Genomic DNA, 12,727 nt, shown 5'->3' on the forward strand with positions numbered 1-12,727 from the left:
TTTGATATAATTCTCTTGTCAAATGTTTTGATTCTAAAAGTTTTTTTGAAAAGGAGGGAAGGAAAGATTGGACTACCAACGAATTAATGAATATTTAACGTCTATATTTAACAATGTCCTCGTTATTGAGGAAGTTAGCTTGAGAGGTAGTCGTTTCAAGGATATCTCCATCAAAGAAATGCATACGATTGATGTGATTGGAAAAGTTCCAGATGTGACACCAAGTCAAGTGTCGAAAGAGTTGATGGTGACTCTTGGGACAGTTACGACTAGTTTGAATAATCTCGAACGCAAGGGTTACATTGAACGCATTCGTTCAGAACATGATCGACGTGTGGTACATCTGCATTTGACAAAGAAAGGTCGCTTGGTTCATAGGCTACATAAACGCTTCCACAAGGCCATGGTTGAAAAAATCATCGATGGTATGAGTAAGCAAGAAATTGAGGTTATGAGTAAAGGCTTGACCAATCTTTATCAATTTTTGGAGGATTTGAGATAATGGCTTTTGCAAAAATAAGCCAGGTTGCTCATTATGTGCCAGAGCAAGTGGTTACAAATCATGATTTGGCTCAGATTATGGATACCAATGATGAGTGGATTTCAAGTCGGACGGGAATACGACAAAGGCATATCTCAAGAACAGAATCTACTAGTGATTTGGCTACAGAGGTTGCTAAGAAACTGATGACAAAAGCTGGAATCACAGGGGAGGAGCTGGATTTTATCATCCTAGCTACTATTACTCCAGATTCAATGATGCCCTCTACAGCTGCTCGTGTCCAAGCCAATATTGGTGCTAATAAGGCCTTTGCTTTTGACCTAACAGCTGCTTGCAGTGGATTTGTATTTGCTCTTTCAACTGCTGAAAAGTTTATCGCTTCTGGTCGCTTTCAAAAAGGCTTGGTGATTGGTAGTGAAACCCTCTCTAAAGCAGTCGATTGGTCAGATCGATCAACAGCTGTTTTATTTGGAGATGGTGCTGGTGGTGTTTTGCTGGAAGCTAGCGAGCAAGAGCATTTCTTAGCGGAGAGTCTCAATAGCGATGGGAGTCGTAGCGAGTGTCTAACTTACGGACATTCAGGCTTGCATTCTCCTTTTTCAGATCAAGAAAGTGCAGATTCATTTTTGAAGATGGATGGACGCGCAGTCTTTGATTTTGCGATTCGAGATGTAGCCAAGTCTATCAAGCAGACTATTGATGAATCTCCTATAGAGGCGACAGACTTGGATTATCTGCTACTTCATCAGGCTAATGACCGTATTTTGGATAAGATGGCTAGAAAAATCGGTGTCGACCGAGCCAAACTTCCAGCCAATATGATGGAATATGGCAATACCAGTGCAGCAAGTATCCCGATTTTACTTTCAGAGTGTGTAGAACAAGGTCTCATCCGCTTAGATGGTAGCCAGACTGTTCTTTTATCAGGCTTCGGTGGAGGCTTGACCTGGGGCACGCTCATTCTTACAATTTAGGTAATCATGTGGTGAACACATTGTTATAAAAAACTATTTATTTTAAAGGAGTCCTATCATGGCAGTATTTGAAAAAGTACAAGAAATTATCGTTGAAGAACTTGGAAAAGACGCATCAGAAGTAACACTTGAATCAACTTTTGATGATTTGGACGCAGATTCATTGGACTTGTTCCAAGTAATCTCAGAAATTGAAGATGCTTTTGATATCCAAATCGAAGCAGAAGATGACTTGAAAACAGTTGGTGACTTGGTTGCCTACGTTGAAGAGCAAACAAAATAAGCAGAATATAAGATAGAAGGAGTAGGGAAACCCGCTCCCTCTTGTTTAGGCAATAGTTTGATTGTCAAATTATGACAGTATCGAACTATTACGTAAGCAAGAAACGATGGAGGCACTATGAAAACGCGTATTACAGAATTATTGAATATTGATTATCCTATTTTCCAAGGAGGAATGGCCTGGGTCGCTGATGGTGATTTGGCGGGGGCTGTTTCCAAGGCTGGGGGGCTAGGGATTATCGGTGGGGGAAATGCCCCGAAAGAAGTTGTCAAGGCAAATATTGATAAAATCAAATCATTGACGGATAAACCCTTTGGTGTCAACATCATGCTCTTGTCTCCCTTTGTGGAAGATATTGTAGACCTCGTTATCGAGGAAGGGGTTAAGGTAGTTACAACAGGCGCAGGAAATCCAAGTAAATACATGGAACGTTTCCATGAAGCAGGGATTACAGTTATTCCTGTTGTACCAAGTGTGGCCCTAGCCAAACGCATGGAAAAAATCGGTGCAGACGCTGTTATTGCAGAAGGAATGGAAGCTGGGGGACACATTGGGAAATTAACAACCATGACCTTGGTGCGCCAGGTTGCTGCAGCTGTTTCTATTCCTGTTATTGCTGCAGGTGGAATTGCAGATGGTGAAGGTGCTGCAGCTGGCTTTATGCTAGGGGCAGAGGCGGTTCAGGTTGGAACTCGTTTTGTCGTTGCAAAAGAATCTAATGCCCATCCAAATTACAAGGCGAAGATCTTAAAAGCTAGAGATATTGATACTACGATTTCAGCTCAACACTTTGGACATGCTGTTCGTGCGATTAAAAATCAGTTGACTCGTGATTTTGAAAAAGCTGAGAAAGATGCCTTTAAACAAGAAAATCCTGATTTGGAAATCTTTGAACAAATGGGAGCTGGTGCTCTAGCCAAAGCAGTTGTTCACGGAGATGTGGATGGTGGATCTGTTATGGCAGGTCAAATTGCTGGGCTTGTTTCCAAAGAAGAAACCGTTGAAGAAATCCTAAAAGATTTGTATTACGGAGCAGCTAAGAAAATTCAAGAAGAAGCCTCTCGTTGGGCAGGAGTTGTAAGAAATGACTAAAACGGCCTTTTTATTTGCTGGCCAAGGTGCCCAGTATCTAGGTATGGGACGGGATCTCTATGATCACTACCCTATTGTCAAAGAAACGATTGATCAAGCGAGTCAGGTACTCGGTTATGATTTGCGTTATCTCATTGATACGGAAGAAGCAAAACTTAACCAGACCCGCTATACGCAACCAGCTATTTTAGCGACTTCAGTTGCTATTTACCGTTTATTGCAAGAAAAGGGCTATCAGCCTGATATGGTTGCTGGTTTGTCCCTTGGGGAATATTCTGCCTTGGTGGCCAGCGGCGCCTTGGATTTTGAAGAAGCTGTTGCCTTAGTTGCTAAGCGTGGAGCCTATATGGAAGAAGCGGCCCCTGCTGGTTCTGGCAAGATGGTAGCAGTTCTCAATACGCCAGTAGAGGTCATTGAGGAAGCCTGTCAAAAAGCTTCTGAACTCGGAGTGGTTACCCCAGCCAACTATAATACACCTGCACAAATCGTGATTGGTGGAGAAGTGGTTGCAGTTGATCGAGCTGTAGAACTCTTGCAGGAAGCAGGCACCAAACGCTTGATTCCTCTCAAGGTTTCAGGACCTTTTCATACCGCTCTCCTTGAGCCTGCTAGCCAGAAACTAGCTGAAACTCTAGCTCAGGTAAGTTTTTCAGATTTCACTTGTCCCCTAGTCGGCAATACAGAAGCTGCAGTTATGAAAAAAGAAGACATTGCTCAACTTTTGACGCGTCAGGTCAAGGAGCCAGTTCGTTTCTATGAAAGTATTGGGGTCATGCAAGAAGCAGGCGTAACCAACTTTATCGAGATTGGTCCGGGGAAAGTCTTGTCAGGCTTTGTGAAAAAAATTGATAAGACAGCTAAATTAGCCAATGTTGAAGATCAGGCTAGCTTGGAAGCCTTGCTAGAAAACAAGTAATCCCTTCTCCCATAAATACAAGAGGAAACAGGAGAAAAGAATGCAACTAAAAAATAAAAATATCTTTATTACAGGTTCGAGTCGTGGAATTGGTCTTGCTATTGCCCACAAGTTTGCTCAAGCAGGAGCCAATATTGTTTTAAACAGTCGTGGGGCAATCTCAGAAGAATTGCTCGCTGAGTTTTCAAACTATGGTGTCAAGGTGGTTCCTATATCAGGAGATGTATCAGATTTTGCAGACGCTAAGCGTATGGTTGAGAAAGCTATTGCAGAGCTGGGTTCAGTAGATGTTTTGGTTAACAATGCAGGAATTACTCAAGATACCCTGATGCTCAAGATGACAGAAGCGGATTTTGAAAAAGTGCTTAAAGTTAACTTAACTGGTGCCTTTAACATGACACAATCAGTCTTGAAACCGATGATGAAAGCCAGAGAAGGTGCTATCATTAATATGTCTAGCGTAGTTGGTTTGATGGGAAATATCGGTCAAGCTAACTATGCAGCTTCTAAGGCTGGTTTGATTGGTTTTACCAAGTCTGTGGCGCGTGAAGTGGCCAATCGCAATATCAGGGTTAATGCTATTGCACCTGGAATGATTGAGTCCGATATGACAGCTGTTCTATCAGACAAGGTAAAAGATGCTATGCTGGCACAAATTCCTATGAAAGAATTTGGGCAGGCAGAGCAGGTTGCAGATTTGACAGTATTTTTAGCAGGCCAAGATTATCTAACTGGTCAAGTGGTTGCCATTGATGGTGGCTTAAGTATGTAGCAGAAGCTAGAGGTAAAAAAGATGAAACTAAATCGCGTAGTAGTAACAGGTTATGGAGTAACATCTCCAATCGGAAATACACCAGAAGAATTTTGGAATAGTTTGACAACTGGAAAAATCGGAATTGGTCAAATTACAAAATTTGATCATAGTGACTTTGATGTGCATAATGCAGCAGAAATCCAAGATTTTCCTTTTGATAAATACTTTGTTAAGAAAGATACCAATCGTTTTGATAACTACTCTTTGTATGCCTTGTACGCAGCCCAAGAAGCTGTCAATCACGCTAATCTCGATGTGGAGACTCTTGATAAGGATCGTTTTGGTGTTATCGTGGCTTCTGGTATTGGTGGAATCAAAGAAATTGAAGATCAAGTGCTTCGCCTAAATGACAAAGGACCAAAACGTGTGAAACCATTGACCCTTCCAAAAGCCTTGCCAAATATGGCTTCAGGAAATGTTGCTATGCGTTTTGGAGCAAACGGTGTTTGTAAATCCATCAATACTGCCTGCGCTTCATCAAATGACGCGATTGGGGATGCCTTCCGCTCAATTAAATTTGGTTTCCAAGACGTTATGTTGGTAGGTGGTTCAGAAGCCTCTATCACACCTTTTGCTATTGCTGGTTTCCAAGCCCTAACTGCTCTCTCAACTACAGAGGACCCAACTCGTGCTTCCATTCCATTTGATAAGGATCGTAATGGTTTTGTCATGGGTGAAGGTTCTGGGATGTTGGTTCTTGAAAGTCTTGAACACGCCGAAAAACGTGGCGCTACTATCCTGGCTGAAGTGGTTGGTTACGGAAATACCTGTGATGCCTACCATATGACTTCTCCACATCCAGAAGGTCAGGGAGCTATCAAGGCCATCAAACTCGCTTTGGAAGAAGCTGAGATTTCTCCAGAACAAGTAGCCTATGTCAATGCTCACGGAACCTCAACTCCTGCTAATGAAAAAGGAGAAAGTGGTGCTATCGTAGCTGTTCTTGGTAAGGAAGTACCTGTATCATCAACTAAGTCTTTCACAGGACATTTGCTGGGGGCTGCGGGTGCAGTAGAAGCTATCGTCACAATCGAAGCTATGCGTCATAACTTTGTACCAATGACAGCTGGAACAAGTGAAGTATCAGATTATATCGAAGCCAATGTCGTTTATGGACAAGGCTTGGAGCAAGAGATTCCATACGCTATTTCAAATACATTTGGTTTTGGTGGCCATAATGCAGTTCTTGCTTTCAAACGTTGGGAGAATAAATAAGTATGAATTTAAACGATATTAAAGACTTGATGGCTCAATTTGACCAGTCAAGTTTGAGAGAATTTTCTTATAAAAATGGGACGGATGAGTTGCAGTTTAGCAAGAATGAAGCGAGACTTGTGCCTGAAGTTGCATCTCAAGTCGCTCCAGCGCCCGTTCTAGCAACACCAAGACCAGTAGCTCCTTCATCTGTTTCAACAGAAATTGTAGTGGAAGAAGTTCCAGCACCAGCTGAAGCAAGTGTGGCTGCTGAGGGAGATGTTGTAGAGAGCCCACTTGTTGGGGTAGCTTACTTGGCTGCTGGCCCAGATAAACCTGCCTTCGTTTCAGTTGGTGATAGTGTCAAAAAAGGTCAAACATTGGTCATCATCGAAGCCATGAAAGTCATGAATGAAATTCCAGCACCTAAGGATGGTGTGGTAACGGAAATTCTCGTTTCAAATGAAGAAATGGTTGAGTTTGGTAAAGGATTGGTACGTATCAAATGATCGATATTCAAGGAATCAAAGAAGCTCTACCCCACCGTTATCCTATGCTCCTAGTGGACCGTGTCTTGGAAGTGAGCGAGGATACCATTGTTGCCATCAAAAATGTGACCATAAATGAGCCCTTCTTTAACGGCCATTTTCCTCAATATCCAGTTATGCCAGGTGTTCTGATCATGGAAGCCTTGGCGCAAACAGCTGGTGTGTTGGAGTTGTCTAAGTCTGAAAATAAGGGGAAACTAGTCTTTTACGCTGGTATGGATAAGGTCAAGTTCAAGAAGCAGGTTGTACCAGGCGACCAATTGGTTATGACAGCGACTTTTGTAAAACGTCGTGGGACCATTGCCGTGGTTGAAGCAAAGGCTGAAGTGGATGGCAAGCTTGCAGCTAGTGGTACTCTAACCTTTGCAATAGGGAACTAAGGAGGTTCTCCATGTTTCGAAAAATTTTAATTGCCAATCGTGGTGAAATTGCGGTTCGTATTATCCGTGCGGCGCGTGAATTGGGGATTGCGACGGTAGCGGTTTATTCAACTGCTGATAAGGAAGCCCTTCATACGCTTTTGGCAGATGAAGCAGTTTGTATCGGCCCCGGTAAGGCAACGGAGTCTTATCTTAACATTAATGCGGTTCTATCAGCTGCAGTCTTGACTGAAGCTGAAGCTATTCACCCTGGTTTTGGATTTCTCAGTGAAAATTCCAAATTTGCAACCATGTGTGAAGAAGTGGGCATCAAATTTATCGGTCCATCTGGTCATGTTATGGATATGATGGGGGACAAGATTAATGCACGTGCTCAGATGATCAAAGCTGGTGTGCCTGTCATTCCAGGTTCGGATGGAGAAGTGCATAACTCTGAGGAAGCTTTGATTGTTGCTGAAAAAATTGGCTATCCTGTTATGCTCAAGGCTTCAGCAGGTGGAGGTGGTAAAGGGATTCGTAAGGTTGAAAAACCAGAAGACCTCGTTTCAGCCTTTGAAACGGCCTCTAGCGAAGCCAAGGCCAATTATGGAAATGGTGCCATGTACATAGAACGGGTCATCTATCCAGCTCGTCATATCGAGGTTCAAATCTTAGGAGATGAACACGGAAATGTGATTCACTTGGGGGAACGGGATTGTTCTCTTCAACGGAATAACCAAAAGGTTTTGGAAGAAAGTCCTTCAATTGCAATCGGAAAAACGCTGCGTCATGAAATCGGTGCGGCTGCTGTTCGAGCTGCAGAGTCTGTTGGTTATGAAAATGCAGGGACCATTGAGTTTCTTCTTGATGAAGCCAGTGGTAAATTCTATTTTATGGAGATGAATACTCGTGTACAAGTAGAACATCCAGTAACAGAATTTGTTTCAGGTGTGGATATCGTTAAGGAACAGATTCGCATTGCGGCAGGTCAGCCTCTGTCTGTTAAGCAAGAAGATATTGTCCTACGCGGTCATGCCATCGAGTGTCGTATCAATGCAGAAAATCCAGCCTTCAACTTTGCTCCTAGTCCAGGTAAGATTACCAATCTCCATCTGCCAAGTGGTGGAGTTGGCTTGCGCGTGGATTCAGCAGTTTATCCAGGCTATACCATTCCACCTTATTATGATAGTATGATTGCTAAAATCATCGTTCACGGTGAAAATCGTTTTGATGCCTTGATGAAAATGCAACGTGCCCTCTATGAATTAGAGATTGAAGGGGTGCAGACCAATGCAGATTTCCAGCTTGACCTCATTTCAGATCGCAATGTCATTGCTGGAGATTACGATACTTCCTTCTTGATGGAAACCTTTTTACCCAAGTATCAAGAAAAAGAATAAAATGACTTCAAGAGTTTAAACCGAAAAGGGGAATCAATGGCTCTATTTAGTAAAAAAGATAAGTATATTCGAATCAATCCCAATCGTTCGGTTAGGGAAAAACCTCAAGCCAAGCCAGAGGTTCCAGATGAATTATTCTCCCAGTGTCCAGGCTGTAAGCATACCATTTATCAGAAGGATCTGGGAAGTGAGCGTATCTGTCCGCACTGTAGTTACACCTTTCGTATTTCTGCCCAAGAACGCTTGGCTTTGACGATTGATATGGGAACCTTCAAGGAATTGTTTACAGGGATTGAAAGCAAGGATCCCTTGCATTTCCCTGGTTATCAAAAGAAACTAGCAACTATGCGTGAAAAAACAGGTCTGGATGAAGCCGTTGTGACAGGAACAGCTCTTATAAAAGGTCAGACTGTGGCTCTTGGGATTATGGATTCTAACTTTATCATGGCTTCTATGGGTACAGTTGTAGGTGAGAAAATCACTCGCTTGTTTGAGTATGCGACTGTTGAAAAGTTGCCAGTTGTTCTCTTCACAGCCTCTGGTGGCGCCCGTATGCAGGAAGGGATCATGAGTCTCATGCAGATGGCCAAGATTTCTGCAGCGGTTAAACGCCATTCAAATGCAGGCCTCTTTTACCTGACCATTTTGACAGATCCAACGACAGGTGGTGTAACAGCTTCCTTCGCTATGGAAGGCGATATCATTCTAGCTGAACCACAAAGTTTGGTTGGTTTTGCTGGGCGTCGTGTCATTGAAAATACGGTTCGTGAAAGCTTACCTGAGGATTTCCAAAAGGCAGAATTCCTATTGGAACATGGCTTTGTGGATGCTATTGTCAAAAGAAGAGATTTGCCAGATACGATTGCTAGCCTAGTCAGATTGCACGGAGGGGGGTCTAGATGAATATTGCAAAAATAGTCAGAGAAGCGCGTGAGCAGAGTCGCTTGACAACCTTGGACTTTGCGACAGGCATTTTTGATGACTTTATCCAATTACACGGTGACCGTTCTTTTCGTGATGACGGTGCAGTTGTTGGTGGTATCGGCTGGCTTGGAGACCAAGCTGTAACAGTGGTTGGTATTCAAAAAGGCAAGAGCTTGCAAGACAACCTCAAACGGAATTTTGGTCAACCACATCCAGAAGGCTATCGCAAGGCACTGCGTTTGATGAAACAGGCTGAAAAATTTGGCCGTCCAGTTGTGACCTTTATCAATACAGCAGGTGCCTATCCTGGTGTCGGGGCGGAAGAACGTGGTCAGGGAGAAGCTATTGCTCGCAATCTCATGGAAATGAGTGACCTGAAAGTTCCGATTATCGCCATCATTATCGGTGAAGGTGGTTCAGGTGGGGCTCTGGCTCTAGCAGTTGCAGACCGTGTCTGGATGCTGGAAAATTCTATCTATGCCATTCTCAGTCCAGAAGGCTTTGCTTCCATTTTATGGAAGGACGGCACTCGTGCCATGGAAGCGGCAGAACTGATGAAAATCACTTCACACGAGCTGCTAGAAATGGACGTGGTAGACAAGGTGATTTCTGAAGCAGGACTTTCTAGCAAAGAATTAATTAAGAATGTCAAAAAAGAACTCCAAGATGAGCTAGCTAGACTTTCGCAAAAACCGTTAGAAGCGTTGTTGGAAGAACGTTACCAACGATTTAGAAAATACTAATACCTCAGAATACATAAAAACTAGAACTGGCAGTCAGTTCTAGTTTTTATGTGGTTCTTACTCTGTATCAAGGACGAAGTAAAAGGTGCTTGGAAGACCAAACACCTTTTCGATTATTCATTTTCTTCAGTTACAAATTGACTAAGCAGTCCGTTGATAAAGCGGGCTGATTTTTGATCTGAAAAATTCTTAGCGAGTTCAATGGCTTCATTGACTGCTACTAGCTGAGGTGTATCAAATGATGTGATTTCAAAGATACCCAAGCGTAGTAAGTTTTTTTCGACCAAGGTCAATCGTTCAACTGTCCAGCCTGACTTGAGGTGCTGGTTGATTTGTTTATCCAACTCGTCTTTTTGAGCTTGAACACCAGAAACCAAGTTCAGAAGAAAGGCAGGGATTTGCACATCTTCATCTTCACGGTCATGTGTATATGCAAAGTGACAAGCTGTTTCCATATCTGTGCCGAATTCAAGGCTCATGAGGGCTTGAAAAGCGCATTTACGAAGTTCGCGTCTAGATTCTAATAATGGACTAGTCATTGAGGAAGTCCTCGTTAAATAGATCTTTCAACTCAGGTTTTGGTGTTTTATCTGGAACGATTCCTGCAACATGGATGTTGACAGCAGCAAGTTCCACATCAGCCATATCTCGGACAGCATCTTTGACTGCTTTTTGAATAGCAAGAGCCACTTTTGGTACTTTCACACCGTACTCAAGATAAAGGTAGATGTCAGCAGTTAGTTCTTCGTTGCTTTCTTTTAAGTAGACGCCACGACCAAGAGAGAGTTTTGATAGGGTATCAGATACGGATTTATTTGAAAATGAGTGGACACCTTCAACTTTAGCAGTTGCGATGGCAATGATTTTTTCAAGTACACGTGGAGCGATAACGATTTCGCCAAATTGTTCTTCAATTCCCATAGAATGACCTCTTTCTAGAGATTAGGCACGAGAAACGTAAGTTCCTTCTGCAGTGTTGATGATCAATTTTTGTCCAGCTTCGATGAAGTCAGGAACGTTGACAACAAGTCCAGTTTCCATAGTCGCTGGTTTACCAGAACCTGTAACAGTCGCACCTTTGATAGATGGTTGTGTTTCAGCAACTGTCAATTCAACAGTAGTTGGTACAGTTACACCAATCACTTCAGTTCCGTAGAATTGAATTTTCACATCAGAGTTTTCAAGGATGTAAAGCAATTCATTTTCAACATTTACGACTGGGATTTCGTATTGGTCGTAAGTTTCAGTGTTCATGAAGTAGGCAGTTTCATCCATTTTGTACAAGTATTGAGCTGGAACAGTTTCGATAATAGCTTGTTCGAATTTTTCTTCTGGACGGTAGCTTGTGTCAAATGTAGAACCAGTACGGACATCACGCAATTTCATACGCATGATTGTGTTTCCTTTACCTGGTTTGTGGTGGCTAGCTTCCAAAACGCGGATCAATTTTCCGTCTGCAGTTTCAAATGTCATACCAGCTTTCAATTTGCTTGCTTCAATCATGTTTTTACCTCTTTAATAAATATTATTACTCTTCATTTTACCATAAAATCTTCTGGAAATAAAGCCAAAATAGTTAATGGGATTTGGTAGGGGAGAAAAAGAATATTGCCTAGTCAGGTGGAGTGGTTAATGTTAAAAAGTATCCACTATATTTCTTCTCATACTCAATGGAAATCAAAGAGCAAAATAGGAAGCAAGCCGCAGGTTGCTCAAAACACTGTTTTGAGGTTGTGGATAGAACTGACGTGGTTTGAAGAGATTTTCGAAGAGTATTATATTTCAAAAGGACGAAGTAAGCTTACTCCGACCTGTTAGTATTGTCTTAAAAAGATTGATTTTTATTCTGGTTCTACCAAAATTTTAATTTGTGACTTATCTTGAGTTAATTCGATAAAGCCTTCTTCAACGATATTTTCCAATTTAATTTTCTTAGTAACTAATTTTTCAGCAGAGAAGTAGCCTTGTTCCATCAATTCTAATACTTTAGGGAAGATATGACGATAAGCAATGATTCCTTTTAGTGTCTTTTCTTGGATTGCAAATTCATTCGGATTAATATTTGCTTCTCGTTCCCAGATAGAGACCACCATGCACTCACCTGCTTTATGTACGGCAGCTAAGGCTTGTCCTAAAACTACTGGCACACCCGTTACTTCATAAGAAACATCTACACCACCGTTTGTTAAACGATGAATAGCTTCAACAGCTGTTTCACCTTCTTCCGGATGGACAACGATAGCTCCTAACTCTTCAGCTTTTGCTTGACGTTCAGGTGATAGTTCAACAGCATAAATCTTAGAAGCACCCGCTGCACGAAGGGCTTCTACAATTAAGAGACCAATCGGACCTAAGCCAAAGACAGCAGCAGTATCACAAGCTTTTAGTGCTGATTGACGAACTGCATAAACTGCAACAGCAGCTGGCTCAGTGAGAGCAGCTTGCTCATAGCTTAAGCTATCTGGAATGACATGTACTAAGTCACCGTCTAAAACACAATATTTGGCAAATCCACCGTCTGCAGCTAAACCGACAAAATTAAGGTTTGGATCCAAATTATAATTACCAACTAAGTTATTCTTAGCTAGAATTGGTTCTACAGCAACACGATCACCAACTTTAACACGAGTAACATCGCTTCCGACTTCTACAATTTCACCAGAAAATTCATGTCCCAGTGTTACTGGTGCTTTTTGACCAGAATAGACATGTTCTTCTGTTGGGATGAAGATAGGGCCATCTAAAAATTCGTGGAGGTCAGTACCACAAATTCCTGTGAATTTAACAGCAACTTTTACTTGGTGCGGAAGTACCTCAGGGACTTCTACTTCTTGAATACGAACATCTTTTGCTGCATGCCAGCGAGCTGCTTTCATTGTAGCCATATGACTAACTCCTTTTTGTTGCGATTTTTAGTTTTCCTTTTAGGAAACTTTACACGTAATATTGTAAACGCTTTCCTTGTGTTTATCAAGAAA

General features: G+C 42.2%; 16 protein-coding genes. 12 read left to right on the forward strand and 4 right to left on the reverse strand.

What is annotated here, in order from left to right; all coding sequences use genetic code 11:
• Positions 1 to 67 precede the first annotated feature (67 nt).
• The 12 genes from fabT to ACERDH_RS05565 all read left to right on the forward strand — a co-directional run bounded on the left by fabT (position 68) and on the right by ACERDH_RS05565 (position 9,749).
• Complete coding sequence (gene fabT, locus ACERDH_RS05510; protein ID WP_000386355.1) at positions 68 to 502, forward strand: fatty acid biosynthesis transcriptional regulator FabT; 435 nt, start codon at positions 68 to 70, stop codon at positions 500 to 502.
• Positions 502 to 1,476, forward strand: coding sequence for a beta-ketoacyl-ACP synthase III (locus tag ACERDH_RS05515; protein ID WP_386684335.1), 975 nt, complete (start codon positions 502 to 504; stop codon positions 1,474 to 1,476). The genes fabT and ACERDH_RS05515 overlap by 1 nt, the downstream gene beginning before the upstream one ends.
• A gap of 58 nt (positions 1,477 to 1,534) precedes the next feature.
• Positions 1,535 to 1,759 (forward strand): acyl carrier protein, encoded by a 225-nt coding sequence (locus ACERDH_RS05520; RefSeq protein WP_000257838.1) that lies wholly within the window; start codon positions 1,535 to 1,537, stop codon positions 1,757 to 1,759.
• A gap of 117 nt (positions 1,760 to 1,876) precedes the next feature.
• Entirely contained in the window at positions 1,877 to 2,851 is a 975-nt protein-coding gene (fabK, locus tag ACERDH_RS05525) for an enoyl-[acyl-carrier-protein] reductase FabK (protein ID WP_000857445.1), read from the forward strand.
• Positions 2,844 to 3,767: an ACP S-malonyltransferase gene (gene fabD, locus ACERDH_RS05530; protein WP_084927827.1), complete on the forward strand. Its 924-nt coding sequence runs from the start codon at positions 2,844 to 2,846 to the stop codon at positions 3,765 to 3,767. Before fabK ends, fabD begins: the two co-directional genes overlap by 8 nt.
• A 40-nt stretch (positions 3,768 to 3,807) precedes the next feature.
• Positions 3,808 to 4,539, forward strand: a complete 732-nt coding sequence (gene fabG, locus ACERDH_RS05535) for a 3-oxoacyl-[acyl-carrier-protein] reductase (RefSeq protein WP_261035006.1) — start codon at positions 3,808 to 3,810, stop codon at positions 4,537 to 4,539.
• Positions 4,540 to 4,560: 21 nt separating this feature from the next.
• Entirely contained in the window at positions 4,561 to 5,796 is a 1,236-nt protein-coding gene (gene fabF / locus ACERDH_RS05540) for a beta-ketoacyl-ACP synthase II (protein WP_000774075.1), read from the forward strand.
• Between the two features lie 2 nt (positions 5,797 to 5,798).
• Positions 5,799 to 6,284, forward strand: a complete 486-nt coding sequence (gene accB / locus ACERDH_RS05545; protein WP_386684342.1) for an acetyl-CoA carboxylase biotin carboxyl carrier protein — start codon at positions 5,799 to 5,801, stop codon at positions 6,282 to 6,284.
• Positions 6,281 to 6,703, forward strand: coding sequence for a 3-hydroxyacyl-ACP dehydratase FabZ (fabZ, locus tag ACERDH_RS05550; protein WP_000565518.1), 423 nt, complete (start codon positions 6,281 to 6,283; stop codon positions 6,701 to 6,703). Before accB ends, fabZ begins: the two co-directional genes overlap by 4 nt.
• A gap of 11 nt (positions 6,704 to 6,714) precedes the next feature.
• Positions 6,715 to 8,082 (forward strand): acetyl-CoA carboxylase biotin carboxylase subunit, encoded by a 1,368-nt coding sequence (accC, locus tag ACERDH_RS05555; RefSeq protein WP_033682255.1) that lies wholly within the window; start codon positions 6,715 to 6,717, stop codon positions 8,080 to 8,082.
• Between the two features lie 36 nt (positions 8,083 to 8,118).
• The gene (accD, locus tag ACERDH_RS05560; protein WP_386684347.1) at positions 8,119 to 8,985 is read left to right on the forward strand and encodes an acetyl-CoA carboxylase, carboxyltransferase subunit beta; all 867 of its coding nucleotides are present in this window, start codon (positions 8,119 to 8,121) and stop codon (positions 8,983 to 8,985) included.
• Positions 8,982 to 9,749: an acetyl-CoA carboxylase carboxyl transferase subunit alpha gene (locus tag ACERDH_RS05565; protein ID WP_061864352.1), complete on the forward strand. Its 768-nt coding sequence runs from the start codon at positions 8,982 to 8,984 to the stop codon at positions 9,747 to 9,749. The genes accD and ACERDH_RS05565 overlap by 4 nt, the downstream gene beginning before the upstream one ends.
• Before the next feature lie 113 nt (positions 9,750 to 9,862).
• On the opposite strand, the gene nusB is transcribed toward ACERDH_RS05565, so the two are convergent.
• From nusB to ACERDH_RS05585, 4 genes are all read right to left on the reverse strand, one after another.
• On the reverse strand, positions 9,863 to 10,288 hold the full coding sequence (gene nusB / locus ACERDH_RS05570; RefSeq protein WP_000203640.1) for a transcription antitermination factor NusB: 426 nt from the start codon (positions 10,286 to 10,288) through the stop codon (positions 9,863 to 9,865).
• A complete protein-coding gene (locus tag ACERDH_RS05575; protein WP_000510577.1) occupies positions 10,281 to 10,670 on the reverse strand; it encodes an Asp23/Gls24 family envelope stress response protein in 390 nt (129 codons plus the stop codon). The genes nusB and ACERDH_RS05575 overlap by 8 nt, the downstream gene beginning before the upstream one ends.
• A 21-nt stretch (positions 10,671 to 10,691) precedes the next feature.
• The gene (efp, locus tag ACERDH_RS05580; protein WP_000568643.1) at positions 10,692 to 11,252 is read right to left on the reverse strand and encodes an elongation factor P; all 561 of its coding nucleotides are present in this window, start codon (positions 11,250 to 11,252) and stop codon (positions 10,692 to 10,694) included.
• Positions 11,253 to 11,590: 338 nt separating this feature from the next.
• Positions 11,591 to 12,634 (reverse strand): 2,3-butanediol dehydrogenase, encoded by a 1,044-nt coding sequence (locus tag ACERDH_RS05585; protein WP_386684353.1) that lies wholly within the window; start codon positions 12,632 to 12,634, stop codon positions 11,591 to 11,593.
• Positions 12,635 to 12,727 lie beyond the last annotated feature (93 nt).

The organism is Streptococcus bovismuti (assembly GCF_042436615.2).
Taxonomy (GTDB): domain Bacteria; phylum Bacillota; class Bacilli; order Lactobacillales; family Streptococcaceae; genus Streptococcus.

Bases quoted from the DNA above. Each gene is read 5' to 3' on its own strand.
- accC (WP_033682255.1), top strand. From the start codon at position 6,715: ATGTTTCGAAAAATTTTAATTGCCAATCGTGGTGAAATTGCGGTTCGT.
- nusB (WP_000203640.1), bottom strand. From the start codon at position 10,288: ATGACTAGTCCATTATTAGAATCTAGACGCGAACTTCGTAAATGCGCT.
- ACERDH_RS05575 (WP_000510577.1), bottom strand. From the start codon at position 10,670: ATGGGAATTGAAGAACAATTTGGCGAAATCGTTATCGCTCCACGTGTA.
- fabF (WP_000774075.1), top strand. From the start codon at position 4,561: ATGAAACTAAATCGCGTAGTAGTAACAGGTTATGGAGTAACATCTCCA.
- fabG (WP_261035006.1), top strand. From the start codon at position 3,808: ATGCAACTAAAAAATAAAAATATCTTTATTACAGGTTCGAGTCGTGGA.
- fabZ (WP_000565518.1), top strand. From the start codon at position 6,281: ATGATCGATATTCAAGGAATCAAAGAAGCTCTACCCCACCGTTATCCT.
- efp (WP_000568643.1), bottom strand. From the start codon at position 11,252: ATGATTGAAGCAAGCAAATTGAAAGCTGGTATGACATTTGAAACTGCA.
- ACERDH_RS05520 (WP_000257838.1), top strand. From the start codon at position 1,535: ATGGCAGTATTTGAAAAAGTACAAGAAATTATCGTTGAAGAACTTGGA.
- fabK (WP_000857445.1), top strand. From the start codon at position 1,877: ATGAAAACGCGTATTACAGAATTATTGAATATTGATTATCCTATTTTC.
- ACERDH_RS05585 (WP_386684353.1), bottom strand. From the start codon at position 12,634: ATGGCTACAATGAAAGCAGCTCGCTGGCATGCAGCAAAAGATGTTCGT.
- accD (WP_386684347.1), top strand. From the start codon at position 8,119: ATGGCTCTATTTAGTAAAAAAGATAAGTATATTCGAATCAATCCCAAT.
- fabD (WP_084927827.1), top strand. From the start codon at position 2,844: ATGACTAAAACGGCCTTTTTATTTGCTGGCCAAGGTGCCCAGTATCTA.
- ACERDH_RS05565 (WP_061864352.1), top strand. From the start codon at position 8,982: ATGAATATTGCAAAAATAGTCAGAGAAGCGCGTGAGCAGAGTCGCTTG.
- ACERDH_RS05515 (WP_386684335.1), top strand. From the start codon at position 502: ATGGCTTTTGCAAAAATAAGCCAGGTTGCTCATTATGTGCCAGAGCAA.
- accB (WP_386684342.1), top strand. From the start codon at position 5,799: ATGAATTTAAACGATATTAAAGACTTGATGGCTCAATTTGACCAGTCA.